The following is a 24189-nucleotide window of genomic DNA, read 5'->3' as shown; positions in this document are numbered from 1 at the left end:
TTTTAAAGCGATAAAGCCCTCATGGCCAAATCCTCCCCCACCAGCCTGTGGCTCTGGCTTGCGCTGGCAGCCGTCATTGTGCTGGCCGACCAGTTCACCAAAACGCTGATCATCGCCGCCTTCGACCACGGCGAGGCGCTGCGCGTGACCTCGTTTTTCAACCTCACGCGGCACCACAACCCGGGCGCGGCTTTCTCTTTGCTGGCCGATGCGGGCGGCTGGCAGCGCTGGTTTTTAAGCGCGGTGGCGATTGGGGCCAGCGCCTTCATCATCTGGCTGCTGCACAAGCACCACAGCCAGCGCCTGTTTGCCTTTGCCATCGCCTGCATCATGGGCGGGGCGATTGGCAACTTGGTGGACCGGCTGCTGCACGGCTACGTGATCGACATGCTCGACTTTCACTTTCGCTGGCTGCAGCCGGTGTTCCACGGCGGCCACTTCCCCACCTTCAACCTCGCCGACATGGCGATCAGCATCGGCGTGATCGGCATCATCCTCGACGAGATTTTGCGCGTGCGGCGCTCGCGCTGAGCGCCGCCACGCGCGCCGCCCTGCGCCTTTAATCGATCGCCAGCCGCTGGCCGCTGCGGCCACGCTTCTTGGGCAGCGTCAGCGTGAGCACGCCGTTTTCGTACTTGGCCTTGGCCTCGGACTCGTCGATTTCGAGTGGCAACTGGAAGCTGCGCGCCACCGAGCCGTAGTAGCGCTCGCTGCGCAGCAGCTTGTCGTCGGCGGTCTGGCGGTCTTGCTGCTTGATTTCGGCGCGCAGGCTCACGATGCTGCCGTCGATGTGGACATGGATATCCTCGCGCGCCACACCCGGGATTTCGGCCTGCACCTGGTAGGCCTCGGGCGTTTCGCTCAGATCGACCTTGATCGACTGCGGCAGCGCGTCGCCGTGCAGCGGTTTAATGAAAAAGCCGGGTGAGGCCATGTCCTTAAAAAAGTCGTCGAACAGGCTGCCCCGGGGAATGAGGTGGTTCATGATGCACTTGCTCCTTTGCTTGCCAATGCGATGGATGACATTCAAGGTGCCACAAGCCCTTGCGGCACAAGCACAATCTAGCGGCAAAGGGTGCAGATTTCAAGACTTGGCAGCGCCGCATGTGCAACAAAATCTTGTGCCTGGCGTTGGGCTTAAGCGGCGGGCTGCAACCCTCGTCCGAGTTAAACCGAAGCTTCGGCTTTGTGGGGCGGCGGGAGCCCTGCCTGCAGCAGCGGGTCGGCCTAAGCGAGGGGCTTAGGCTTCGCTGCGCGCCGCAGCCCGAACGCATGGCTTTCGAGTTGCCTGAACCAGTGCTCCCTCGGCCCATTTATTTAGACTGGTACCGCTTCTCGCCGCAGCCTTGAGGGCTGCAGCATGGACCTCGGGCGCAATGCGCAGCATAATTTTGCCACTGGCCGGCCTTTCCGCAGCAGAACCCAGCTCCTTTGAGGCGGCAAGGTAGTCTTCAATGGCTGCGCGAAAATTTGATTCAAACTCTGTTACAGACTCACCATGGAAAGAGATGATGTCGTCGATGTCCAAAACGCGCCCAACGATGATCTTGTCTTCTGCGTCGAAGACCATGCTCGCGGTGTAGCCTTTGTAGGTCATGGAATTGATCATGGATTGATCCCTACCTTCTCGATAAACTCTCGAACGGCCAAGACGCGATAGCGCAGCGCTTCCTTGCTTGGATGCGGCCGATGGAGAGTCATCTTGCGGCCGTCGAACTCAAACGTGACGGACGAGCCTGCTCCTTCGATGACTCTACAGCCCACCGCCTTGAGCATGGACTCGATACGTGCCCACTCGATATTCCCGTTAACCGGGTCGGCGAGCACCTTCTCAAGGGTTTTGCGCTGTGTACCATTCACTGCGTCGATGATAGCACTACTCGCACGAAATGCAAGCAAGTTGACCGCGAACCAGTCGATAAGAAGTGTTTGCGAGACCTACGGCTTGGCTTAACCGGCGGGCTGCAACGCCCCACCCACAGCCGCTTCAGGGCAGCAGCACCGTCGAGCCCACGGTCTGGCGCGCCTCCAGCGCCCGGTGCGCCTGCTGCACCTGCGCCAGTGGGTAGCGCTGCTCGACGTGGATTTTGACTTGCCCGCTGCCCACCACGGCAAACAGCTCATCGGCCATGGCCTGGGTGCGGGCGCGGCTACTCAGGTGCGTAAACAGGGTCTGGCGCGTGACATAGACCGAGCCCTTGGCCGCCAGCAGCGCCGGAGCAAAGGGCGGCACCGGGCCCGAGGCGTTGCCAAAGCTCACCAGCAGGCCAAAGGGGGCTAGGCTGTCGAGTGAGCCTTCCCAGGTGTCTTGGCCCACCGCGTCATAAACCACCTTCACGCCGCGCCCGCCGGTGAGCTCGCGCACGCGCGCGGCAAAGTTTTCGCGGCGGTAGTTGATGGCGTGCGCGGCCCCGTTGGCCAGCGCCAGCGCGCATTTTTCGTCCGTGCCCGCGGTGGCGATCAGTTGCAGGCCGAGCGCACGCGCCCACTGGCAGGCGATCAGCCCAACGCCGCCCGCCGCCGCGTGAAACAGCACGAAATCGCCCGCTTCCAGCCCCTCGACCGGTTTGCAATGGCGCAGCAGGTACTGCGCCGTGAGGCCCTTGAGCATCATCGCTGCGCCTTCTTCGAAGGCAATCGAATCGGGCAGGCGGCACACGTGGGTGGCGGGCAGCACCCGTTGCTCGCAGTAGCTGCCCGGCGGCTGGCTGGCGTAGGCGGCGCGATCGCCCACTTGCAGGTGCGTCACGCCCGCGCCCACGGCCTCGATCACCCCGGCGCCCTCCATGCCCAGCGTCAGGGGCAAGGGCAGCGGGTACAGGCCGCTGCGTTGGTACACGTCGATGAAGTTCAGGCCGATGGCGTGGTGCCGGATGCGCACCTCGCCCGGGCCGGGCGCGCCGACTTCGACAGTGACGAGCTGCATCTGTTCGGGGCCGCCGGTTTGCTCGATGCGCACGGCGCGGCTGGAATGGGGGGTCATGGGCAGGCTCCTGCAAAGGCGGTTGAGGGAAAGGGAGGGCGTGGTGGCACACACCGCTTGGGCTCCAAGCCCGCGATGTTGCCACGAAATCGCCCGCCTCACATCCGCGCACGGCGGCCAGCGCGCCGCCGCCGCGCGCGCAAGCGTTACAGTCGCAGCCATGTCTGCACCCCATTTCGCTCCCCTGACCCTGGGCACCGCCGCCCTGCTCACCATCGCCCCGCTGTTGTGGGCCGGCAACGCCGTCGTGGGCCGGCTGGCGGCGGACTGGATTCCGCCCATGAGCTTCAACTTCCTGCGCTGGCTGCTGGCTTTTGCCATCTTGCTGCCGCTGGCGGCCTGGGTGCTGCGCCGCCACAGCGGGCTGTGGCAGCACTGGCGCCGCTTTGCCCTGCTCGGCCTGCTGGCAATCGCCGGCTACAACTCGCTGCAATACTTGGCGCTGCACACCTCGACCCCGATCAACGTCACGCTGGTGGCGGCCAGCATGCCAGTCTGGATGCTGCTGATCGGGCGCCTGTTTTTTGCCGCCGCCATCACGCGCCAGGCGCTGGTGGGCGCCGCGCTGTCGCTGCTGGGGGTGCTGGTGGTGCTCACGCACGGCGAGGTGCAGCGCATCGTGCAGTTGCAACTGGTGGCGGGCGACGCCTGGATGCTGCTGGCTGCCTGCGTCTGGGCGCTCTACAGTTGGCTGCTCACCAGGCGCGACGAACCGGCACCGATCCGCGCCGATTGGTCGGCGTTTTTGCTGGCACAAATCATTTTTGGTCTGTTTTGGTCGGCTGCCTTGACCGCCGGCGAGTGGTGGTTGTGGCCTGGCGCCACTGGCGCGGCCACCCCCACCATCGCGTGGAGCTGGGGCCTGGTTGCGGTGCTGGTGTTTGTGGCCGTGGGGCCGGGCGTGATCGCCTACCGCTTCTGGGGCGAAGGGGTGCAGCGCGCCGGGCCCACCGTGGCCTCGTTTTTCAGCAACCTCACACCCCTGCTGGCGGCGCTGATGTCGGCCGCCCTGCTCGGTGAGCCGCCACAGGCGTTCCACGCCGTCGCCTTTGCGCTGATCGTGGCCGGCATCGTGGTGTCGTCGCGGCGCTGAACGATCAAGACCCCAAGGCTGCGCCGACGGGCTTAAGGGCTGCGCTCAGAACACCCCCGGATAGGCCCCGCCGTCGAGCAAGATGTTCTGCCCGTTGAGGTAGCCGGCGTGGGCGCTGCACAAAAAGGCGCAGACGGCACCGAACTCCTCGGGGCTGCCAAAGCGCCGCGCTGGGATTTGCGCCAGTTGGGCGGCGCGCACCGCTTCCAGCGGCTGCCCGCTTTTTTGCGCCCCGGCGGCCAGGGTAGCGGCCAGGCGCTCGGTGTCAAACTTGCCCGGCAGCAGGTTGTTGAGCGTCACGCCGCGCGCCGCCAGCCCGCTGCGCGCCAGCCCGGCGACGAAGCCAGTCAGGCCGCTGCGGGCGCCGTTGCTCAGGCCCAAGATGTCGATCGGGGCCTTGACGGCGCTGGAGGTGATGTTGACGATGCGGCCAAAGCCGCGCTCGGCCATGCCATCGACCGTGGCTTTGATGAGCTCGATCGGGCTCAGCATATTGGCCTCCAGCGCCTGCAGCCAATGCTCGCGCTCCCAGTGGCGAAAATCGCCCGTGGGCGGGCCGCCCGCGTTGTTCACCACTATATCAAAGGCCCGCCCCGGCCCGCCGGGCACGGCAAACAGCGCCGCGCGCCCGTCGGCCGTGGTCACGTCGGCGGCCACGGGCAGCACCGTCACGCCGCAAACGCGCTGCAGCTCGGCAGCCACCTGCTGCAAGCGTTCAGCCCCGCGCGCCGCGATCACCAGGTTCACCCCTTCGCGCGCCAGCGCCTGCGCACAACCCCAGCCCAGCCCCTTGCTGGCCCCGCACACCAAGGCCCAGCGGCCCGCAATTCCTAGGTCCATTGCCACATCTCCTGCAAAAGGCCCAAAGTGTAGTCGGGTGCTGGCGCCACAGCCCCTCAGCGCGGCGCCCGGCTCACCCACAGCACACCCGCCAGCACCAGCGCGGTGCCGGCCACGATCCAGGCGTTGAAGGGCTCGCCCAGTATCAGCGCGCCCATCAGCAGCGTGGCCATGGGGCCGACCATGCCCGCTTGGGCGGTGAGGCCCGCGCCGATGCGCTCGATCGCCAGCATCACCAGCACCACCGGCGCGGCGGTACACAGCACGGCGTTGAGCACCGAGAGCGCGATCACCTCGGGTGCGACCCAGGCGGCCGAGAGCGGGCGCAGCAGCAAAAACTGCCCGATGCACAGCAGGCAGGCCACCGTGGTGGCCCAGCCCACCAGCCGCAGCGCGCCGATGCGCCGCACCAGCTCGCCGCTATAGACCAGATAGACCGCGTAGCTGAGCGCACTGCCAAACACCAGCGCCGCCCCGATGGCGGTGCTCCAGCCGTCGAAGCGCAGCTCGTGCCCAAACACCAGCAACACGCCGGCGTAGCTCAGGCCCATGGCCCCCAGTTGGCGCGGCGTCACGCGCTGGGCAAACAAGAGCCAGCCCAGCAGCAGCACCAGGGTGGGGTTGAGGTACAAAATCAAACGCCCCAGGCTGGCGCTGATGTACTGCAAGCCCAGAAAATCGAGGTAGCTGGCCAGGTAGTAGCCGCAAAAACCCAGCCCCAAAATGGCCAGCCAGTCGCGCCGCTGCAGCGGCTCCACGGGCTGGCTGCTGCGGTAGGTGGCCCACCAGAGCATGGCCAGAAACAGCGGCAGCGCAAACAGCATGCGGTACATCAGCAGCGTGACCGGATCAACCCCGTAGCGGTAGGCCAGCTTGACGATGATGGCCTTGCCACTGAAAGCCACCGCCCCGGCCACGGCCAGCAGCAGCCCGCTTTGCAGGCGGGTCAGCTTGGAAAAAGCGCTGGGGCGGGCGGGCATGAGGCTAGTGCCGGAGCGCCGCCAGCCGTGGCAGCACGCGCTGCACGTTGGCGCTGGTGCTGGCCGCCAAGGCCTCCGGGCTCAGGCCGCGCAGCGCCGCCAGCACGGCCCCGATGCGCGGCAGCTCGGCCGGGGTGTTGGGCGCCTGACTGGCCCCGCTGGCGCGTGCGGCGGCCGGGGTGTAGAGCCACTGGGGCGGCATGTCGGGGGCGTCGGTTTCCAGCACCAGCGCCTCGGCGGGCAGGTCGGCGGCCAGGCGGCGCAGGTTTTGCGCCGCGTCGAAGGTGCAGGCACCGCCAAAGCCCAAGCAGAAGCCGAGTGCCATGAAGGCCTGCGCCTGCTGCAGGCTGCCATTGAAGGCGTGGGCAATGCCGCCCACAGCCCTTGCACCGCCCATGCCACCTGCACCGGCCCGCCGCTGCACGTGCAGAGAGCGCAGGCCGCGCAGCAGCAGGTCGGCCGAGCGCCGCACGTGCAAAATCACCGGCAGCCCAAAGCGCTGCGCCAGCTCCAGTTGCGCGGTGTAAAAATGCCACTGGCGCTGGCGCGCCGCCGGTTCGCACAGGGCTGGGACGAAGTAATCGAGCCCAATCTCACCCACCGCCAGCAGGCGCGGGTCGGCGTGGCAGCGCTGCAGCTCCTGCGCCAGCGCGTCCAGGTCGGCATCATCGGCTTGCAGCACGTACAGCGGGTGAATGCCCAGCGCGTAGCCGTCGCCACAGGCGTGCGCCAGCTCGCGCACGTGCGCCCAGTTGGCCCGCTCCACCGCCGGATAGACGCAAAAATCCACCCCAGCGGCGCGCGCCTGCTGGCGCAGCACCGGGCGCTGCGCATCGCTCCAATCGGGGGCGTCGAGGTGGCAATGGCTGTCGATCCACATGCGCAGCGATTATGCGCTGCGCAGGGCCCCAAGCCACACTCAACAGCCACGGGGGCCAAGGGGCTAGGCCCCTCAGCCCTTGGGTCAATCAGAAGCCGAGGTTGATTTGCAGCACCCGGGTGGTGCCGCTCACCTCGTTGGCCACCACCAGCAAGGGCCGCCCGTTGGGGGACTGCACCGCCGGGATGAAGGTCAGGCCTTCCGGGCCGCGGTCGCCGGTGGCGGCGCTGCGGGTGCCGTTGAAGTAGGTGATAAAGCGCGCTTCGGCCGGGTTGGTCACCTCATAGACCATCACCCCGCCCACGCGCTCGAGCGCGACGAAGGCAAAAAACCGGGTGCCAAACTGGGCCACCACCACGGCCTCGGGCTCCGGGCCTTTGCTCGGGCTGCGTGAATCGAGCGTGTTGTTGTTGTGGCTGGCGTTGAACACCACGTTGGGCAGGGCGCGGGTGCGCTGCTCGAACTCGTCGCCCGAGTCGTAGACCAGTTGCAGGTTGCTGGCGTCCCAGACCGAGAACGAGCGCGCACCAAAGCTGAACAGCTCGGTGCACTGGCCGGCGGCGTTGCGGCCGGTCTGGCCGGCGTTGGGGGTGCTGGTGACGAGCAGGCGGCCCAGGTTGGAGTCCATGATCTGGTTGGCGGCATCGGGGAACGCGGCCGGGTCCAGCCCTTGGGCGCAATGGGCGCGCACGCGCACTTCCTCGTTGAAGCCGGGCCAGTCGCGCGCGTCGCCTTCGTTGGCCGTGACCAACAAGGTGCGGCCGCCCACCGCAAAGGCGGCGATGGCGTCGGGCTGGTACAGGCCACGCACCCGCTGCGGGGTGATGCGGATGGCGGCGCTGCCGTCGTTGCTGTTGAGGGTGCCGTCTTCGTTGCTCAGGTCGAGCGCGTTGCGCGCCAGGCTGTGGTCTTTGCTGCCCAGCGGCCGCACGGCGGTGACGCGGGCGCTGGCGATCTCGACTGTGGCGATGGCGTTGTTTTCTTGCAGCGTGACGAAGGCGTTGCGGCCGTCGGGTGCGATGGCGATGAACTCGGGCTCGATATCCTGGGCGGCATTGGCGCCGGGGCCGTAGAGGCGCACGCCTTGGGTGCGCAGGGCCGCCTCTTGGCCGATGAAGGCGCGGAAATCGGCCGTGGCCACGCTGGGGGTGCGGCCGCGGTTGACGGTGACGATGCTGACCGAGCCTTCCGGGTCCACCGAATCGGCCTGACCGTAGCTGTTGGGCTCGCCTTCGTTGGCCACCAGCACACGCAAGCCGTCCGGGGTGAAGGTGAGCATGTCGGGCAGCGCGCCCACGGCCACGTGTGAGAGCACGCGCAAGGTGGCGGCTTCGACAAAAGCCACGGCGCCGGGGTTGGTCTTGGGCGCGGCCTGCACGGCAATCGCCAGCAAGCCGCTATGCACCGCCACGCTGTTGGGGCTGTCGCCAAAGGCCGCCACCGGGATGTTGCCGATGCGCTGCGGCGCGCGCGGGTCGCGCAGGTCGAGCACGTCGATCGACTTGGTGGCCGCATTGACCACGAACAGGCGCTGCGAGAACGGGTCAAACGCGGTGATTTCCGAGGCCCCTTCGGCCCCGCCTTCAAAGGCGCCCAGCGCTTCCAGGGTCAGGCCGGTAAGGGCTGCCGCAGGCGCCGCAGCGGCTGCAGCGGCCGCTGGGCTTGCCGGGGCCGCAGCGGGTTGGATGGGGGCGGTCTGGCAACCGGCCAGCAGCAGCATCGACAGGGCGGCGGCGGCCGACAGGCGGGCCAGCGCAAAAGGGGCAGATTTCATAAGCATCCCAAAGTGCAGTTCGACGTTGAACCGCTGCACTCTACGCAAGGCTTATGACAAATATGTGAATCTGCTTCTGCCCGCTGTGCCCAATCAAATCCGCTCAAAAATCGCCGCAATCCCTTGCCCGCCGCCGATGCACATTGTCACCAGCGCGTAGCGGCCGCCGGTGCGCTGCAACTCGTACAGCGCCTTGACCGTGATCAGCGCGCCGGTGGCACCGATCGGGTGCCCGAGCGAGATGCCGGAGCCGTTCGGGTTCACCTTGGCCGGGTCGAGCCCGAGTGCTTGCGTCACGGCGCAGGCTTGGGCGGCGAAGGCCTCGTTGGCCTCGATCACGTCCAGATCGGCAATGGTCAGGCCGGTGCGCTCCAGCACCTTGCGCGTGGCCGAAATCGGGCCCACGCCCATGATTTTTGGGTCCAGCCCGGTGTGCGCGTAGCCCACCAGCCGCGCCATGGGGGTCAGGCCGCGGGCGCGGGCGGTGCCGGCTTCCATCAGCAGCACGGCGGCGGCGGCGTCGTTGATGCCAGAGGCGTTGCCCGCGGTCACGGTGCCGTTTTCTTTCTGGAACACCGGCTTGAGCTTGGCCATGTCGTCCTGCGTGCAGCCGGGGCGGATGTGTTCGTCGGTGTCAAAGACCACGTCGCCCTTGCGGCCCTTTTGCACCACGGGCACGATCTGCGACTTGAAGCGCCCCTCGGCGCTGGCGCGCTCGGCCCGGTTGTGGCTCTCGACCGCCAGCGCGTCCTGCATGGCGCGCGTGATGCCAAACTGCACCGCCACGTTTTCAGCCGTCACGCCCATGTGGATTTTGTGAAAGGGGTCGTGCAGCGCGCCGACCATCATGTCCACCAGCGTGGTATCGCCCATGCGCGCCCCAAAACGCGTCGACAGGCTGACATAGGGCGCGCGGCTCATGTTTTCGGCCCCGGCCCCGATGGCCACGTCGCAGTCGCCGAGCAAGATCGCCTGGCTGGCGGTGACGATGGCCTGCAAGCCGCTGCCGCACAGGCGGTTGACGTTGAAGGCGGGGGTCTCGGGCGGGCAGCCGCCGTTGAGCGCCGCCACGCGCGAGAGGTAGAGGTCGCGCGGCTCGGTGTTGACCACATGGCCAAACACCACATGGCCCACGTCGGCGCCGGGCACGGCGGCGCGCGCCAGCACCTCGCGCACCACCAGGGCGCCGAGTTCGGTGGTGGGCACGTCTTTCAGGCTGCCGCCAAAAGTGCCAATGGCGGTGCGCGCGGCGCTGACGACGACGACTTCTCGGTTCATGGGGGTGCTCCTAAAAAATAAGGGGGCTGGCCGGTGCGGCCAAAAGAGCAATCTTAAACCGGCGGCAGCAGCAAGCGCAACGCAGCCACCGCGCTGCAGCCACAAACGCCGCTCAATCGCCCTGAAACCCCCCGCTGCGGCAGGTCAGCACCAGGGTGTCGCGCCAGCCCAGCAGGCCGGGTTCGAGCGGCTGGATCGGGGTTGATTCGTGGATCACGCGCTCGTCATCGAGCAGCAGCAGCGACCACGGCTGGCTGAGTGTGAAGCGCTGCCCGTTGGGGCCGTGGGCCTCGAAGACCCGGCTCTCGCCGCCCTTGATGCCGTGGCGCTGCACCAAAAACACCGCCACCAGTTCCATGCCGTCGCGGTGCGCGCCTTCGGGCGTGGGGCGGCCGATGCCGTCGGTGGTGTCGATGCGAAACTGGTGCGCCTCCACGTACCAGGGCTGCGCGCCCTTGAGGGCCGAGGCCGCCGCCGCCGTTTGCAGCAGCAGGCGCTGCCAGGCCCGTGTGGCCACCACGGCCGGGCTGATGGGCTCGAACCAGCGCTGCATGCCGCCGTGCAGGGCGTTGTATTCCAGCGGCTGCCAATGCACCCGGTGCGGCACCTGGCGCAGCAGCGGGCCCTCGACCACAAAGCAACTGTGGCGGCGCTTGCGGTAGCGCCCGCCGTCCTTCAGGTAGCCGTCGCTGCACAGATCGTCCCAGCTCGGTTGCAGGGCCGCCAGCTCGTGCGCGGGCACATCCAGCCATTGCTGCACCGAATCGGCGTCGAGCAGGGCAAAGCCTTGGCGTGCCAGGGTGGCGTCGGCGTGCACCAGCGGCACGCAGGGGGGAGGGAAGTGGGTGGTCATGGAAAGGGGGGTGGGGGTGGATACGGGCTCAGGCGATCGACCGGGTGCATAGGTGTGCCAAGTTTAGCTATGGCCCGCCCTCATGCGCGTGAATGCCCCGGCTGCCACGAGGCGGATAGCACCTCGGCCTGCTGCAGCACCGTCTGCACCGCCGCGTCCTGCAAATCCGGCGGGTAGCCGTACTTGCGCAGGATGCGCTTGACCAGCACGCGCAGGCGCGCTCGCGCCGATTCGCGGTGAGCCCAATCGACGGCGACGTTCTCGCGCAGGGACACCAGCAACTCGTGGGCGATCACCCGCAGCGTGTCGTCGCCCATGACCTGCAGGGCAGATTCGTTTTCCGCCAGCGCGTCGTAGAAAGCGATCTCCTCGTCGGACAAACCCTGTTCCTCGCCGCGATTGCGTGCAGCGCGAATGTCCCGGGCGAGCTTGATCAGTTCCTGCAGCACTTCGGCGGTCGTGATGGCGTTGGCGTGGTAGCGGGCAATGGCGTCCTCCAGCCGCTCGGTGAAGGCGCGGGTCTCGACCACGTTGGTGCGGGTGCGCGAGCGGATGCTGTCATTGAGCAGTTTGCGCAGCGCTTCCAGTCCCAGGTTCTTCTTCTCCATCTGCTGCACTTCAAACAGGAATTCGTCGGAGAGGATCGAGATGTCCGGCGTCTGGATGCCGACCGCGGCGAGGATGTCGACGATCTCGGTGGACACCACGGCGCGGCTGACGATCTGCTGGATGGCCAGCTCGCGATCTCGCCGGGTAGCGCCTGAGCCGCCCGCCGTCTTGACCAGTGCGGCACGGATGGCCTGGAAGAAGCCGACTTCCTCGCGGATATCGCGCGCCTCATCCGAGCTCGCGGCCAGCGCGAAGGCCTTCGATAGGCTCAGTACGCCATCGGCAAAGCGCCGTTGCGCCTGCTTCTTTCCATCCGGGGTCTGCTCCGCCGCCGCCCAGTGCTGCTGCTGGTCGAGTATCCATTCGATGGCGCCGGCCATCATCGCCAGCCGCTCGCCGGGCGTGCCGATCAGGCCCGTGCGGTAGTCGAAGCCGTGGAACATGTCGCGCACGATCTCGTACTTCTCCAGCAGCACCGCCACGGCTTCGGTTTCATCGATGCCGGTCTTGTCCTGATCGGGCTTGGAATACTGCGCCAGCGCGGACTTCAGGTTTTGCGCGATGCCGATGTAGTCCACGATCAAACCCGCCGGCTTGTCGCGGAACACGCGGTTGACGCGGGCGATGGCCTGCATCAGTCCGTGTCCGCGCATCGGCTTGTCGATGTACATGGTGTGCATGCTGGGTGCATCGAAGCCGGTCAGCCACATGTCGCGCACGATCACCAGCCGCAGCGGGTCCTGCGGGTCACGCGCACGCTTGGCCAACAGATCACGCCGCGCCTTGTTGCCGATGTGCTGCTGCCACTGCACCGGATCGCTGGCCGCGCCGGTCATCACGATCTTGATGCTGCCGGCGTTGTCGTCCGGGCTGTGCCAGCCGGGGCGCAGCTTGGTGATCGCATCAAAGAGCGCCACGCAGATGCGCCGACTCATGCACACCACCATCGCCTTGCCATGGAGCGCCGCAACCCGGTCCTCGAAGTGCTGCACCAGGTCGGCGGCCACCAGCGCGAGTCGCTTGTCGCTGCCGACCAGCGCTTCCACGGTGCTCCACTTCTGCTTGGTGCGTTCGGCGCTGGGTTCGTCCTCGTCTTCCAGCAGCGCCTCGATCTCGGCATCGATGCGCGGCCTTTCATCCTCGTCCAGCTCGATGCGCGCCAGCCGCGATTCGTAATAGATCGGCACCGTGGCGCCATCTTCCACCGCGCGGCTGATGTCGTAGATGTCGATGTAGTGGCCGAACACGGCCGGGGTATTCACGTCGGTGGCCTCGATGGGCGTGCCGGTGAAACCGATGAAGGAGGCATTGGGCAGCGCGTCGCGCAGGTACTTGGCAAAGCCGTAGGCGATCGCGCCGGTTTGGCTGGCCACCTTGGCCTTGAAGCCATACTGGCTGCGGTGCGCCTCATCGGCGATGACCACGACGTTGGAGCGTACGGTCAGCGCCGGAAAATCGGCCTCGTCCGCCTTTGGTGCGAACTTCTGCAGCGTGGTGAAGATCACGCCGCCCGAGGCGCGATTGAGCAGGGTGCGCAGATGTTCGCGGTCCTGCGCCTGCACCGGCGTCTGCCGGAGCAGGTCACGGCACATGGCGAAGGTCGCAAAGAGCTGGTCGTCCAGGTCGTTGCGGTCGGTCAACACCACAAGGGTGGGATTGGCCATGCGCGGCTCCAGCACCAGCAGGCCCGCGTAGAAGGCCATCAGCAGGCTTTTGCCGGAACCCTGGGTGTGCCAGATCACGCCCGCCTTGCGGTCGCCCGGCGGCTGGTCGCGCACGCTGGGCAGGCCATAGACGGCAGGGTCCTCGGCCACAGCGCGCTGGCTGGCGCGCAGTGTGGAAATCACGGCCTTCTTTACCGCGTGGAACTGGTGGTAGCCAGCGATGATCTTGACCAGCCCGCCACTGGTTTCGCCAAACACGGTGAAGTGGCGCAACAGATCGAGGAAGCGCCCCCGCTCGAATACGCCCTCGATCAGCGTGGCCATCTCTGGCATACCCTTGGGCTCGATGCGTGCGCCGTCGGTGGTGCGCCAAGGCATGAAGCGCTCGCTGTCCGCCGACAGCGAGCCGACGCGCGCCGACAGACCGTCGGAGCTCACCAGCAGCGCATTGCTGCGAAACAGCGCCGGAATCTGTTGCTTGTAGGTCTGCAGTTGATTAAAGGCGCCGGCCAGGGTCGCGTTCTCGCCACCGGGGGCTTTCAGTTCCACCACCGCCAGCGGCAGGCCGTTGACGAACACCACCACGTCCGGCCGACGCTTGGCCTGGCCAGCCACCACCGTGAACTGCTGCACCGCGAGCCAGTCGTTGTGGGCGGGGCGTTCGAAGTCGATCAGCCGCACCTTGCCCGCCGTCAGCGTGCCGTCTTTGGCGTAGTACTCCACATCCGCGCCTTCGGTCAGCAGCCGGTGGATGCGGCGGTTCTCCTCCAGCAAGTTTGGTAGTTCCGATTGCGTCAGGCGGCGAATGGCGTCGGCCTGCGCCTCGGGCGGCAGTGCCGGGTTCAGCCGCGCCACGGCGGCGGTGAGTCGAGCCTTGAACACCACCTCGTCGTAGGCCTCCCGCTCCGGCTGCTTGCCATCGGGGCCGATGAGCTCGTCCGAGGCGCAGGTGTAGCCCAGCCCGGCCAGCTGCGCGAGCAGCGCGGTTTCGAGTTGGGCTTCGGAGAGGAAGGCCATTGTTGCTCCTTTATTCGTTGTTCTCTTTCAGCAACACGAAGTGCTCCACCAGTTTCACCATCAGATCCTTTTGCTCCGGTTTGCTCTCAGCCACCAGCAGCGCCAGCGCCACCAGGGTGTTGTCGTTGATCAGCCGCTCTACGGGCCGCTCCAGCAGGTGCTGGTTCAGACGCAGGTACCACAGGAACAGAAACGAGCCGGTGCGCTTGTTGCCATCGGCCAGCGGGTGATTCTTGATCACGAAGTACAGCAGGTGCGCCGCCCGGCTGGCCACGTTCGGGTAGAACAGCTCGTCGCCAAAGCCCTGCTCGATGGTGGCGATGCTCGATGCCAGGCCAGCGCCGCGCAACTGGCCGAACAGCTCGGTGGCCTCGCCTTTGGCCATCAGTTCCGCCTTGAGTTGGGCAATGGCGCTCAGCACCTCATCGAGCTTGAGCGAGCGCATGCCCTGTTGCTTGCCCGTCTGGCCGGCCAGGCTCTGTTCGTCATAGCCTTGCAGCAAGCTCCAACTGCGGGCGTAGTCGGCGATCACGCCCAGCACCGCCTCACCTTCGGCACTGACCAGTTGCTGATTGGCCAAGGTGCGCGAGAGCAGATCCAGCGCCTGCTCGAACGCGATGCCGCGCTCCCGAAGCCGCTGCTGGTTCAGGCTGTAGCCTTCGACCAGATGCTGACGCAGCACGCCGGTGGCCCACTGGCGGAAACGGGTGGCGCGGGTGGAATTGACCCGATAGCCGACGGAGATGATGGCGTCGAGGTTGAAGAATTCGATCTCGCGCAGGACCTCGCGACCGCCTTCGGTTTGAACTGTTGCATTTTTTGCAACAGTTGCCGCCCGCGCAAGCTCTTCTGAGGCATAGATATTTCGTAGGTGCCGTGAAATCACGGACTTGTCACGTTCGAACAACTCGGCCAGTTGCTGGAGACTCAGCCAGACGGTATCGCCCTCCAGCCGCACCTGCACCGGCTGATCGCCGGCCTCGAAAATCACGATGTTACTCATGGGCTCCCCTCCCTGGGATTTGTTGCTCCTGAATTCAATTTTCCCACCAGCGCGAGCGACTCAAGCCCGGCGCGTTGGCACGCCCAGGTGAGCAGATCGGGGTTGAAGGGGCTGCGGGTCATGCCACGCGCTCCAAGAATTTCTCGGCATCGGCGATGCGCAGCTCGCCGGAGATCAGTTTGGGCAGCAGGGTGTCGCGGAGTTGGGCGAGGGTTTGGGATTGCTCAACGCTGGACAGGATGGCGTCAAAGCACCCGGTGACCAGTCCTTCAAACTCGGTGAGAACAGCCTGTGGCGGCACGGGGCGCTGGATCGCTTCAAATGTCTGGCGCGTGATGGTCGAAAACACCGAGCCGTGCGCCATGGACTTGAGTTGATCGACCATCTGTTGCGTCGCTAGGTAAACGAAGTAGTCGCCTGCATCGCCCGTTCCACGCAGGGCATAGCAAGACTGGTTGAAGGTCATGTCTCGGCCAGCAATCGCCAAGTTGCCCACTGTGCCGCGAGCGGAAATGATAGTGGTGCCTTTAGGAATGAGCCGGGCGGAACTGTCTGCCAAGCCTTGATCCGTGATGGTCTTCTCCGTGGTGACTACGAACACATCGCTGGCGGATGGTGTGTCCACTACGGAGAACCAAGGTATGTCCCCGCCCCAGTACTCCTCGACAGATGTTTTTGGCGTCCCTCCGCCAATGATCGTCAGCAGCTCGCTGAGCTGCTGTATCTCCCACCCCTCCGGTTTGCCCTCGTCGTCAAGGCGGTCGGGGAAGAGCTGCCACAGGTCGGCGGGGAGGTAGGGGGCGCGGCCTTCCATCTTGGCGCGGACGGGGCCGAAGTCCACGAACCAGTCCTTGAACAGGGCGCGGGCCATGGCCTCCAGGGTCTGGTTGCGGCGGCGGTTGAGTTCGATTTTGTCGTCCAGCGTGCCGAGAATGTGGGCGATGGCGCGTTGTTCGGGCTTCGGCGGCAGACGAAAGCTATAAGCGCGAATTTGTGCAGGGCTAATATGAGGAACCGCAGTTCCCGTTTGTACGTTCAGAATGTATTGCGTGAACGATTGGCTGCCGACAACATACCGAAGAAATGCCGTATCAAGCTCATCTGTGCCACGCAGGCGGGATGTTCGCTGAATAAGAAGCGATGGAACATCGTGCGGCCCGACGGCAGCACGCTTCAGCCCTGCTTCAATCCACGGCCTGTCCATCGCTAGCACGACATCACCTGGCTCGAGCCAATAATCGTCAAGCCCATCGGTCATGTCGCGCGGCCAGCGCCGAACGCTATCCCAGCGCAGATTGCCTTGTGCGATGTTGTCTCCGCCAATCAACCGGGGAGCATCCACGTCATCGATGTAGTGCTGGCTCTTGAACGGATACCCGGTCATCAAGTTCGCAACATCACCGAGCCGCACTTTTGGCCAGTCACCCTCCATACCCAAGCCCCCTCAGGTTGGCCTCGATCGCCGCATCCAGCCGCGCCGCTTCCTGCTGCTGCTCGCGCCACTGGGCGCTCAGCCGCTGCATCTTCTCGACAAAAGCTTCGCCGTCATCCTCGGCGGCCTCGGCGCCGACATAGCGGCCGGGCGTGAGCACATGGCCGTGCTTGCTGATGTCGTCCAGGCTGGCGCTCTTGCAGAAGCCGGGGATGTCAGCGTACTTGCCGGCCGCCTTCTCGCCGCGCCAGGCATGGTAGGTGTCGGCGATCTTCTGGATGTCGGCCTCACTGAGTTCACGCCGGGTGCGGTCCACCAGCGTGCCCATGCTGCGGGCGTCGATGAACAGCACTTCGCCCCGGCGGTCGCGCAGCGTTGCGTTGCCGCGCTTGCCGTTGGATTTGTCGCGGGCGAGGAACCACAGGCAAGCGGGGATCTGCGTCGAGTAGAACAACTGCCCGGGCAGGGCCACCATGCAGTCCACGGCGTCGGCCTCGACCATAGCCTTGCGGATCTCGCCTTCGCCGCTTTGGTTGGAACTCATCGAGCCGTTGGCCAGCACCACACCGGCGGCGCCGAAGGGCGCGAGGTGCCAGTGGATGTGTTGCAGCTAGGCGTAGTTGGCATTGCCCGCGGGCGGCACGCCGAATTGCCAGCGCGGGTCTTCGCGCAGGCGGTCGCCACCCCAGTCGGAGATGTTGAACGGCGGGTTGGCGAGAATGTGGTCGAAGCGCAGGTCGCGCAATTCGTCCTTGTGGAAGCTGCCTTCGTTGTTCCAGCGGATGTCGGAGTCGATGCCGCGCACGGCAAGGTTCATCTTGGCCAGGCGCCAGGTGGTGTAGTTGCTTTCCTGGCCGTAGATGGCGATGTCGCCGATGCGGCCGCCGTGTTCGAGCACGAACTTCTCGCTCTGCACGAACATACCGCCGGACCCGCAGCAGGGGTCATACACACGGCCCTGGTAGGGTTCGAGCATCTGCACCAGCACCTGCACCACCGAGCGCGGGGTGTAGAACTCGCCACCGCGCTTGCCCTCACTGCCGGCAAACTGGCTCAAGAAATATTCGTAGACGCGGCCGAGCACGTCCTTGGACTTATCGCCGCCCTCGTTCATGGCGATACCGGAGATCAGGTCGATCAGCTCGCCCAGCATCCCCTTGTTCAGCGCCGGGCGGGCGTAATCCTTGGGCAGTACGCCCTTGAGCGATTCGTTGTCCTTCTCGATGGCGCGCATGGCGTCGTCGATCAGGCTGCCGATCTCGGGGCGGCGGGCAGCGGCCTTGAGGTGCGACCAGCGCGCATCCTTGGGCACCCAGAACACGTTGTCGGCGAGGTATTCGTCCTTGTCCTCCGCTGCTTGCGGGCCTTCGGCCAGCAGTTCGGCGTGGCGGGCTTCGAAGGCGTCGGAGATGTACTTCAGGAAGATCAGGCCCAAGGCAACGTGCTTGTAGTCGCTGGGCTCCATATTGCCGCGCAGCTTGTCGGCGGTCTTGAACAGCTCGGCTTCGAAGCCGAGGTTGCCGCCGTTGTTCTTGTCTTTGCCGTTGGCCATGTGTCGTTCCTGTGGTTCAGTCGCGGCGCACGGCAGTCCAGCACTGCGAGCAAATTCGGTAGCTGGTTTATCCGGGCGGATGCCGACGACCGCGCGTATGAAGACCCTCATCATTGAAGCATGGGGCCATGTGCGCCCTTGATGCTATCACGCGAATATCGTATCGGACAGTCGAGCCAAGGCTTAGCCCCCGCGCCACAGCAGCCACAGCAGCGCCATGCCGATCACCGCGTTGGCCAGCGCCAGCAGGGTAAAGAGCAGCAGCAGCCCGCCCGCCGGCGGCGAGAGGTGCAAAAACCAGGCCATGCCGGTCGAGAGGCCGTTGAACAGCAGCATCAGCCAAAACAGCCCGTTGCGCGGCTGCCAGAGCCGGCGCAGGCGCTGCGGCCAGGGTGTGGGTGGGGCGGAATCGCGCATGGGGGCGATTGTGCCGACAAGTTTGAGGCCAGACCGGTGCGGCGAGGCGGCAAGACTCTACTCGGCAAGCGTTTGCATGCAAGGCCGATTTGCCCTACAATCGCCCCATGCGTCGCTGGCTGATCATTCTGTTTGTGCTGCTGCTGCCTTGGCGGCTGTGGGCGGGCGATGCCATGGCGCTGGAGGCCTTGCATTCGGCCCCGGCCGGTGCGCATGGCTCGGCCCAGATGGCGTCGGCCGACCCGACGGCGCCCAGCGGCCACATCGACTTTGCGCTGCACGAGACTTCTCTCGCCGCTTCCCACGCCGCGCAGCATGGGGCCGCCCCGCAGGCTGCTCTGGCCGACGACCCCCCCTGCCCCGGGCAGCCAGAGGCTGGCGCGCATGGCCTGTGCCTGTTGTGCGGAATTTGCCACCAGGCGCTGGCGGTGCCGCTGCGGCTTGGGGCCATGCCGCCGGCCTTGCACTCCAGCGAACCATTGACCACGCGCACCGCGGTCTTGCAGGCCGAGATCCAGCCCGAGCTCAAACCGCCCATTTCCTGATCCCGACACCCGAAATCCGTCTGCACGTTTCCCTCTTTTGGCAATGTGCGGCCTTTCTTGGATCTGGATCGGAGATGTTTCCATGTTTGCTTTTTCCTTGGCCCCGGTGCAGCGCGTTTGGCGCTTGCAGCGCGGCGGGCCGTATGCCTTTTTGAACCCCATTTTGGGTGCGGCGCTGCTCGGTGCCGCCCTGTCTGGCCCCGCCTGGGCCCACGGCCCTGCGCACGCCCAAGCCCAAAGCGATTGGCGTGCAGCCAATGAGCTGGTCGGCGGCTTCCCGCGCGGCCATGCCGACATCGTGCATTGGGAGGCGCAGCAGGTGCAGCCGCACGCGATGCCGCATCCGATGCCGCACACGCCGCATCACACGCCGCCACCACCCGCCAGCGCCGCACCGCAGCCTGCCGCAGCCCAGCCTGCCGCCGCCCAGCGCTGGAGCTTGGCTGACGCCTTGATGGCGGCCCAGCGCGCACGCCCTGACCTGCTGGCCAAGCCGGGCCAGAACCCGCTCGAGCGCGCCGAGCTGAGGCTGGCGCAGGCCAATCTGGCTTTGCAAGTCGAGCGGGCTTGGCTGCGCGCCGTGGCGGCTGGCAGCAGCGAGCGCTACCAGGCGCAGGAGCTGCAAGCCGCGCAGGCCGGGGCCGAGCTGGCTGCGCGCCTGGTGCGGGTGGGCAATTGGCCGCAAATGCGCTTGTTGCAAGAGCAACTGCTGCTCAACCAGACCCAAGCGCAGTGGCGGGCAGCGCAGCACCAGCAGCACCTGGCTGTGCTCGATCTGTGGCGCCTAGCGGGCAGTGGGCTCACGCCTAGGCAACTGGAGCAGCGGCTGCCGACCGACTGGCCAACCGTGAGCGCCCCGGCGGCTCACACCGCTCGGCCTGGCACGGCCAGTTCAGCAGCCACACCCGCCACACCCGCCTTCGCCCCCTTGGCCGCGCTGGAAGCGCAGGCGCTGCAGGCGCATCCGCGCTGGCCGCTGCTGCAGCGCCAGGCTGAAATGCTGGAGCGTGGCCTGTCCTCGGCCGAGCGCGCAAGCCTTGCCGCCACGCTGGCGGCCGCCGTCGCGCCGCCGCAACCCCAAGCACTTGCTCCAGCCACGCTCCCCGGCACCCCAGCCCAGCCCCACCAGCCCGAACTGACGGCAGCCCAGCTCTGGCCGCACACCTGGGACAAAGCCGCCGAGGCGCGCGCCGAGGCCGATGCCTTGGAGCGCCAGATTCGCGCCGACGTCCACAGCGCCTACAGCGCCTGGCAAACCGCCACCGAGCTGGCCGAGGGCTCGGCGCAAGACGCGCTGCGCCTGCACACCGCCTTGCAAGACGAAACCCAGCAGCGCTACAACGGCATGCTCAAAAGCACCTGGGAGCTGCTGGCCAGTGCCAGCGCCCGGGTGCAGTCCGCCCAAGCCGCCCTGCTGGCGCGGCGCGACGCCGCCGTGGCCGCCGCCGAACTGCGCGCCGTGCTCGACGGCCTGCCCTACAGCGGCAGCGCCCCGGCCGCCGCCGCCACCCCCGAAGCCGCGAAAGGAAAATAACCATGCAACGCCGCCAATTTTTCCAAGGCGCCCTGGCTGCCGGGGCTTTCACGGCCGCCGCCACCGCCACCGTCGGTCGCCACGCCCTGGCCGCCCTGCCCGAGCCGGTGCTGCGGCACAACGCCGCCACCGCCGCGCCCTGGGTGCCGCCCGGCGTCACCGGGGCCGGTCTGCCGTATCGGCCCGTGGTTACGCTCAACGGCTGGACGCTGCCCTTTCGGATGCGCGACGGGGTGAAGGAATTTCACCTCGTGGCCGAGCCGGTGGTGCGCGAGGTGGCGCCCGGTTTCGTCGTCAACATGTGGGGCTACAACGGCCAGAGCCCTGGCCCCACCATCGAAGTGGTAGAGGGCGACCGGGTGCGCATTTTCGTCAGCAACCGCCTGCCCGAGCCCACCTCCATCCACTGGCACGGCCAGCGCCTGCCTTCGGGCATGGACGGGGTGGCGGGAATCAACCAGCCCTCGATCGGGGCCGGCAAAACCTTCGTCTATGAATTCCAAGCGCGCCGCCCGGGCACCTTTATGTACCACCCGCACGCCGACGAGATGGTGCAACTCGCCATGGGCATGATGGGTTTTTGGGTCACGCACCCCAAGCTCGATGCGCGCGGCCGGCACCCCCTGATCGATGCGGTCGATCGCGACTACTGCTTCTTGCTCAACGCCTTCGACGTCGAACCCGGTGCCCAAACGCCCACCGTCGCCACCATGTTCGATTTCAACACCTGGGCCTGGAACAGCCGCGTCTTCCCCGGCATCGACCCGCTGGTGGCGCGCTTGGGCGACCGGGTGCGCATGCGCATGGGCAACCTGACCATGACCAACCACCCCATCCACGTGCACGGGGTCGAGTTCGAAGTCACCGGCACCGATGGCGGCCCGGTGCCCAAGGGTGCGCGCTGGCCCGAGGTGACGGTGGATTTGGCCGTTGGCCAGATGCGCCAGATCGAATTCCTGGCCGACGAACCCGGCGACTGGGCCATACACTGCCACAAGAGCCACCACACCATGGGGCCGATGGGGCACGACGTGCCGACGCTGATCGGGGTCGATCACCGTGGGTTGGTCGGCAAAATCCAGGGCTTGGCGCCCGACTTCATGGTGATGGGCGAGCGCGGCATGTACGATATGAAGCAGATGCCAATGGAGCTGCCCCCCAACACCCTGCCCATGATGACCGGCCAGGGCCAGTTCGGCCCAATCGGCATGGGCGGGATGCTGACCGTGCTCAAGGTGCGCGCCAACCAGCCCCCCAACGACTACCGCGACCCCGGCCCCTACGCCTTCCCGAGCGGTACCGTGGCCTTTGAATACCAAGGGCCAGTACCCGAGGCGGTGCGCCCACCCAGCCCGCCCACGCCTGCAACACCCACTCCGGTCGCACCTGCCCCAGCCGCCCCAGCACACCGGCATTGAACGCGCGCGCTGTGCCAAGCTCAAAATCCCTATTCGCCCAAGCCAAATCCTAGCCCACCATGCAAAGACGCACCCTGCTCCACAGCGCCAGCGCCGCCCTGACCGGGCTGGCTGGCAGCACCTTGCTCGCCCTGTCGGCCCCGTTAGCACTGGCACAGGCACGCCGCACCCCCCCCGTGATGGAGGTCTGGAAAGACCCCCAATGCGGCTGCTGCAACGACTGGATCACCTATCTGGAAAAAAACGGCTTTAGCGTGCGCGCCTTCGACACCGGCAACATCGCTGCGCGCCGGCGCCTAGGCGTGCCGGAGCAATACGGCTCCTGCCACACCGCGCTGGTGGGCGGCTACGTGGTCGAAGGCCATGTGCCGGCAGCCGACATCCACCGCCTGCTGCGCGAGCGCCCGGTTGCGCTGGGCCTGAGCGTGCCGGGTATGCCCATAGGCAGCCCCGGCATGGACGGCCCGCTCTACGGCGGCCGCCGCGACCCCTACCACGTGCTGCTGCTCGGGCGCGACGGCGGCTCGCGCATCTGGGCCTCCTACCACCAGCCCCCGGCTGGCGCGCCAGCGGCGCAGCAGCCAGCCAACGGGGCTGGCACGGCTGCCGCAGCCGCCACCGACCGCGACGGCCGCCCTTGGGTCGAGGCCGAGGTGCGCCGGGTGGACCGCAGCAACCGGCGCGTGAGCCTGCGCCACGGCCCCATCCCCAACCTGGAAATGGGCGGCATGACCATGGTGTTCCAGCTCAGCGAATCGGCCCTGCTGGAGCAGCTGCAGCAGGGGCAGCGCATTCGCTTCAGCGCCGCGCTCATCCAAGGCGAATACACCGTGATGCAGATCGCGCCCCTGCCTTGATTTTTTCCAATCCCGCCGCGCATTCATACCCTTTCCCTTGCACACCGGAGACTGCCCATGCCCCGCCTAAAAACCCTGCTTAAGATAGCCCCCGCTGCGCTGGCGCTGCACCTGCTGCTGGCCACGCCCCATCTGCACGCCCATGCCCAGCCCGAGGGCTCGCTGCCCGCGCACGGCAGCACCGTCAGCGGCAGCCCGAACCGGATCGCGGTCTGGTTCGACCACCCGATGCGGCTCACGCTGTTCGAAGTGAGCGGCCCGCGGGGCCTGGTGCCGCTCAACCCGGCCCCCGGCCGCGAGGCGCTCACCCGTTTCGAAACCAGCCCAGCCACTGCGCTGGGGCCCGGCAAATACACCGTGCGCTGGCGCGGGCTGGCGTCGGACGGGCACGTCATGGCCGACGAAATTTATTTCACTGTGCGCTGAGGTGGGCGCTGGCCCCTGCATGAATCGGCCCCCGGCATGAGCACCAGCCTAACGCTTCAACCCCTGCTGGAACTGCTCGCCCAGACCGACGGCTGGACTGGGCTGCGCGTGCTGGTGGCAGCGGGCTTTTATGCCAGCGCCTTGGTCGCCGTGGGCGGGCTGTTGTTCCGGCTGGTTTTTGGTGGCAATCCAGAGTGGGATCGGGCCACCGGGCTGCGCACGCTGGTGCCCGCTGCCGCCGCCTTGGCGCTCGTCCTGCTGCTCTTGCAGTGGCCCTTGCAGGCGGGTTTCTTGGGGGGCGGTTCGTGGGCGGCGGCCATCGACCCCAGCTTGCTCGCTCTGGTGTTTGAGGGCGCTGCCGGCCAGCGCATGCTGCTGGCGGGCGGCGGGCTGCTGCTCTTGCTCGGCGCGGCGGTCGCGTGGGGGCGCGGGCGCGGGCTCGGCACGGCGGCCAGCCTGCTCGGCGCGGCGCTGGTGCTGCTGTCTTTCACCTGGGTGGGGCACAGCACGGGGGAGCCGCGCCTGCTGCTAGCCAGTTTGCTGCTGCTGCACCTGGTCGGGCTGGCGTTCTGGGTGGGTGCCCTGCTGCCTTTGTACCGCATCAGCGCGCCGCCGCACTTAAGCCAGTCGGCAGGCCGCGTGCTGCAGCGCTTTGGCCAGGTGGCGGCACCCGTGCTGGCGGCCCTGATCGCGGCGGCGCTGCTGCTGGCCTGGCGCTTGCTGGAGGGCTGGGCGCCGCTGCTGCACAGCGCCTACGGGCAGGTGCTGCTGCTCAAACTCGCCGTGCTGGGCCTGCTGCTGGGCCTGGCTGGGCTGAACCGCTGGCTGCTGGTGCCGGCTTTTGTGGCCCGCAAACCCCTTGCCAGCCAGCGGCTGCGCGCCAGCATAGGCTGCGAAGGGCTGTTGGTGGGCCTGATTCTGCTGCTGACGGCTGTTTTGACCACCACCACCTCACCCACGGGCTAAATTCCAAACCCTGCTGCCGACCCTCTGCACCAAGCAAGGCTTTGCAATCCGGCCTCGCGCAGCAGATA

At 66.9% G+C, this 24189-nt stretch carries 22 protein-coding genes and 1 pseudogene; 8 read left to right on the top strand and 15 right to left on the bottom strand.

Translation table 11 applies throughout. The features are described from left to right. Positions 1–21: 21 nt before the first annotated feature. Positions 22–531, top strand: coding sequence for a signal peptidase II (gene lspA, locus SRAH_RS08805; RefSeq protein WP_029462980.1), 510 nt, complete (start codon positions 22–24; stop codon positions 529–531). Positions 532–559: 28 nt separating this feature from the next. Here lspA and SRAH_RS08800 read toward each other — a convergent pair whose 3' ends face one another. The 4 genes from SRAH_RS08800 to SRAH_RS08785 form a co-directional block, all read right to left on the bottom strand. Next, positions 560–985: an Hsp20/alpha crystallin family protein gene (locus tag SRAH_RS08800; RefSeq protein ID WP_029462979.1), complete on the bottom strand. Its 426-nt coding sequence runs from the start codon at positions 983–985 to the stop codon at positions 560–562. A gap of 255 nt (positions 986–1240) precedes the next feature. Then, complete coding sequence (locus SRAH_RS08795) at positions 1241–1609, bottom strand: type II toxin-antitoxin system HicB family antitoxin (protein ID WP_029462978.1); 369 nt, start codon at positions 1607–1609, stop codon at positions 1241–1243. Further along, positions 1606–1899, bottom strand: coding sequence for a type II toxin-antitoxin system HicA family toxin (locus SRAH_RS08790; protein WP_197537869.1), 294 nt, complete (start codon positions 1897–1899; stop codon positions 1606–1608). The genes SRAH_RS08795 and SRAH_RS08790 overlap by 4 nt, the downstream gene beginning before the upstream one ends. Positions 1900–1987: 88 nt before the next feature. Next, entirely contained in the window at positions 1988–2983 is a 996-nt protein-coding gene (locus tag SRAH_RS08785) for a quinone oxidoreductase family protein (RefSeq protein WP_029462976.1), read from the bottom strand. A 160-nt stretch (positions 2984–3143) separates the two neighbouring features. Here SRAH_RS08785 and SRAH_RS08780 point away from each other — a divergent pair, with 160 nt between their 5' ends. Further along, a complete protein-coding gene (locus tag SRAH_RS08780) occupies positions 3144–4076 on the top strand; it encodes a DMT family transporter (RefSeq protein ID WP_029462975.1) in 933 nt (310 codons plus the stop codon). Between the two features lie 45 nt (positions 4077–4121). On the opposite strand, the gene SRAH_RS08775 is transcribed toward SRAH_RS08780, so the two are convergent. The 11 genes and pseudogenes from SRAH_RS08775 to SRAH_RS08725 form a co-directional block, all read right to left on the bottom strand. Next, complete coding sequence (locus tag SRAH_RS08775) at positions 4122–4916, bottom strand: SDR family oxidoreductase (protein WP_029462974.1); 795 nt, start codon at positions 4914–4916, stop codon at positions 4122–4124. 56 nt (positions 4917–4972) lie between these two features. Further along, entirely contained in the window at positions 4973–5896 is a 924-nt protein-coding gene (locus tag SRAH_RS08770) for a DMT family transporter (RefSeq protein WP_029462973.1), read from the bottom strand. A 4-nt stretch (positions 5897–5900) separates the two neighbouring features. Continuing rightward, entirely contained in the window at positions 5901–6782 is an 882-nt protein-coding gene (locus SRAH_RS08765) for a TatD family hydrolase (protein ID WP_149028963.1), read from the bottom strand. Positions 6783–6864: 82 nt separating this feature from the next. After that, complete coding sequence (locus SRAH_RS08760; RefSeq protein ID WP_029462971.1) at positions 6865–8550, bottom strand: choice-of-anchor I family protein; 1686 nt, start codon at positions 8548–8550, stop codon at positions 6865–6867. A gap of 93 nt (positions 8551–8643) precedes the next feature. Beyond that, on the bottom strand, positions 8644–9828 hold the full coding sequence (bktB, locus tag SRAH_RS08755; protein WP_029462970.1) for a beta-ketothiolase BktB: 1185 nt from the start codon (positions 9826–9828) through the stop codon (positions 8644–8646). A 112-nt stretch (positions 9829–9940) separates the two neighbouring features. Then, positions 9941–10681, bottom strand: coding sequence for a 2OG-Fe dioxygenase family protein (locus SRAH_RS08750; RefSeq protein WP_029462969.1), 741 nt, complete (start codon positions 10679–10681; stop codon positions 9941–9943). A gap of 80 nt (positions 10682–10761) precedes the next feature. Next, on the bottom strand, positions 10762–13971 hold the full coding sequence (locus SRAH_RS08745) for a type I restriction endonuclease subunit R (protein WP_029462968.1): 3210 nt from the start codon (positions 13969–13971) through the stop codon (positions 10762–10764). A 10-nt stretch (positions 13972–13981) separates the two neighbouring features. Next, positions 13982–14974 carry a virulence RhuM family protein/type II toxin-antitoxin system death-on-curing family toxin gene (locus tag SRAH_RS08740; protein ID WP_029462967.1) on the bottom strand — a complete coding sequence of 331 codons (993 nt, stop codon included), beginning with the start codon at positions 14972–14974 and terminating at the stop codon, positions 13982–13984. A gap of 118 nt (positions 14975–15092) precedes the next feature. After that, positions 15093–16406 (bottom strand): restriction endonuclease subunit S, encoded by a 1314-nt coding sequence (locus SRAH_RS08735; protein ID WP_052369149.1) that lies wholly within the window; start codon positions 16404–16406, stop codon positions 15093–15095. Then, positions 16396–17958 (bottom strand): annotated as a pseudogene (locus tag SRAH_RS08730) (class I SAM-dependent DNA methyltransferase). Before SRAH_RS08730 ends, SRAH_RS08735 begins: the two are co-directional and overlap by 11 nt. Before the next feature lie 183 nt (positions 17959–18141). Then, positions 18142–18375, bottom strand: a complete 234-nt coding sequence (locus tag SRAH_RS08725) for a hypothetical protein (protein WP_045476894.1) — start codon at positions 18373–18375, stop codon at positions 18142–18144. A gap of 107 nt (positions 18376–18482) precedes the next feature. Here SRAH_RS08725 and SRAH_RS08720 point away from each other — a divergent pair, with 107 nt between their 5' ends. The 6 genes from SRAH_RS08720 to SRAH_RS08695 all read left to right on the top strand — a co-directional run bounded on the left by SRAH_RS08720 (position 18483) and on the right by SRAH_RS08695 (position 24121). Then, complete coding sequence (locus SRAH_RS08720; RefSeq protein ID WP_029462964.1) at positions 18483–18920, top strand: hypothetical protein; 438 nt, start codon at positions 18483–18485, stop codon at positions 18918–18920. 82 nt (positions 18921–19002) lie between these two features. Further along, positions 19003–20454 (top strand): TolC family protein, encoded by a 1452-nt coding sequence (locus SRAH_RS08715; protein WP_029462963.1) that lies wholly within the window; start codon positions 19003–19005, stop codon positions 20452–20454. 2 nt (positions 20455–20456) lie between these two features. Continuing rightward, the gene (locus SRAH_RS08710) at positions 20457–21872 is read left to right on the top strand and encodes a multicopper oxidase family protein (protein ID WP_045476889.1); all 1416 of its coding nucleotides are present in this window, start codon (positions 20457–20459) and stop codon (positions 21870–21872) included. A gap of 59 nt (positions 21873–21931) precedes the next feature. Beyond that, complete coding sequence (locus SRAH_RS13255; RefSeq protein WP_076607011.1) at positions 21932–22729, top strand: DUF411 domain-containing protein; 798 nt, start codon at positions 21932–21934, stop codon at positions 22727–22729. Positions 22730–22786: 57 nt separating this feature from the next. Further along, positions 22787–23155: a copper resistance CopC family protein gene (locus tag SRAH_RS08700; RefSeq protein WP_029462960.1), complete on the top strand. Its 369-nt coding sequence runs from the start codon at positions 22787–22789 to the stop codon at positions 23153–23155. A gap of 36 nt (positions 23156–23191) precedes the next feature. Beyond that, positions 23192–24121 carry a CopD family protein gene (locus SRAH_RS08695; protein ID WP_045476886.1) on the top strand — a complete coding sequence of 310 codons (930 nt, stop codon included), beginning with the start codon at positions 23192–23194 and terminating at the stop codon, positions 24119–24121. Positions 24122–24189: the final 68 nt, after the last annotated feature.

The organism is Serpentinimonas barnesii (genome assembly GCF_000696225.1).
Classification (GTDB): Bacteria; Pseudomonadota; Gammaproteobacteria; order Burkholderiales; family Burkholderiaceae_C; genus Serpentinimonas; species Serpentinimonas barnesii.
The sequence above is the reverse complement of the archived record's forward strand: the minus strand, read 5'-3'. Positions and strand labels throughout refer to the sequence as shown.

Coding starts and splice junctions, on each gene's coding strand:
- SRAH_RS08775 (WP_029462974.1), bottom strand. CDS start 4,916: ATGGACCTAGGAATTGCGGGCCGCTGGGCCTTGGTGTGCGGGGCCAGC.
- SRAH_RS08750 (WP_029462969.1), bottom strand. CDS start 10,681: ATGACCACCCACTTCCCTCCCCCCTGCGTGCCGCTGGTGCACGCCGAC.
- SRAH_RS08760 (WP_029462971.1), bottom strand. CDS start 8,550: ATGAAATCTGCCCCTTTTGCGCTGGCCCGCCTGTCGGCCGCCGCCGCC.
- SRAH_RS08715 (WP_029462963.1), top strand. CDS start 19,003: ATGTTTGCTTTTTCCTTGGCCCCGGTGCAGCGCGTTTGGCGCTTGCAG.
- SRAH_RS08745 (WP_029462968.1), bottom strand. CDS start 13,971: ATGGCCTTCCTCTCCGAAGCCCAACTCGAAACCGCGCTGCTCGCGCAG.
- SRAH_RS08795 (WP_029462978.1), bottom strand. CDS start 1,609: ATGATCAATTCCATGACCTACAAAGGCTACACCGCGAGCATGGTCTTC.
- SRAH_RS08785 (WP_029462976.1), bottom strand. CDS start 2,983: ATGACCCCCCATTCCAGCCGCGCCGTGCGCATCGAGCAAACCGGCGGC.
- SRAH_RS08720 (WP_029462964.1), top strand. CDS start 18,483: ATGCGTCGCTGGCTGATCATTCTGTTTGTGCTGCTGCTGCCTTGGCGG.
- bktB (WP_029462970.1), bottom strand. CDS start 9,828: ATGAACCGAGAAGTCGTCGTCGTCAGCGCCGCGCGCACCGCCATTGGC.
- SRAH_RS08780 (WP_029462975.1), top strand. CDS start 3,144: ATGTCTGCACCCCATTTCGCTCCCCTGACCCTGGGCACCGCCGCCCTG.
- SRAH_RS08725 (WP_045476894.1), bottom strand. CDS start 18,375: ATGCGCGATTCCGCCCCACCCACACCCTGGCCGCAGCGCCTGCGCCGG.
- SRAH_RS08710 (WP_045476889.1), top strand. CDS start 20,457: ATGCAACGCCGCCAATTTTTCCAAGGCGCCCTGGCTGCCGGGGCTTTC.
- SRAH_RS08700 (WP_029462960.1), top strand. CDS start 22,787: ATGCCCCGCCTAAAAACCCTGCTTAAGATAGCCCCCGCTGCGCTGGCG.
- SRAH_RS08695 (WP_045476886.1), top strand. CDS start 23,192: ATGAGCACCAGCCTAACGCTTCAACCCCTGCTGGAACTGCTCGCCCAG.
- SRAH_RS08735 (WP_052369149.1), bottom strand. CDS start 16,406: ATGGAGGGTGACTGGCCAAAAGTGCGGCTCGGTGATGTTGCGAACTTG.
- SRAH_RS08740 (WP_029462967.1), bottom strand. CDS start 14,974: ATGAGTAACATCGTGATTTTCGAGGCCGGCGATCAGCCGGTGCAGGTG.
- SRAH_RS13255 (WP_076607011.1), top strand. CDS start 21,932: ATGCAAAGACGCACCCTGCTCCACAGCGCCAGCGCCGCCCTGACCGGG.
- SRAH_RS08770 (WP_029462973.1), bottom strand. CDS start 5,896: ATGCCCGCCCGCCCCAGCGCTTTTTCCAAGCTGACCCGCCTGCAAAGC.
- lspA (WP_029462980.1), top strand. CDS start 22: ATGGCCAAATCCTCCCCCACCAGCCTGTGGCTCTGGCTTGCGCTGGCA.
- SRAH_RS08800 (WP_029462979.1), bottom strand. CDS start 985: ATGAACCACCTCATTCCCCGGGGCAGCCTGTTCGACGACTTTTTTAAG.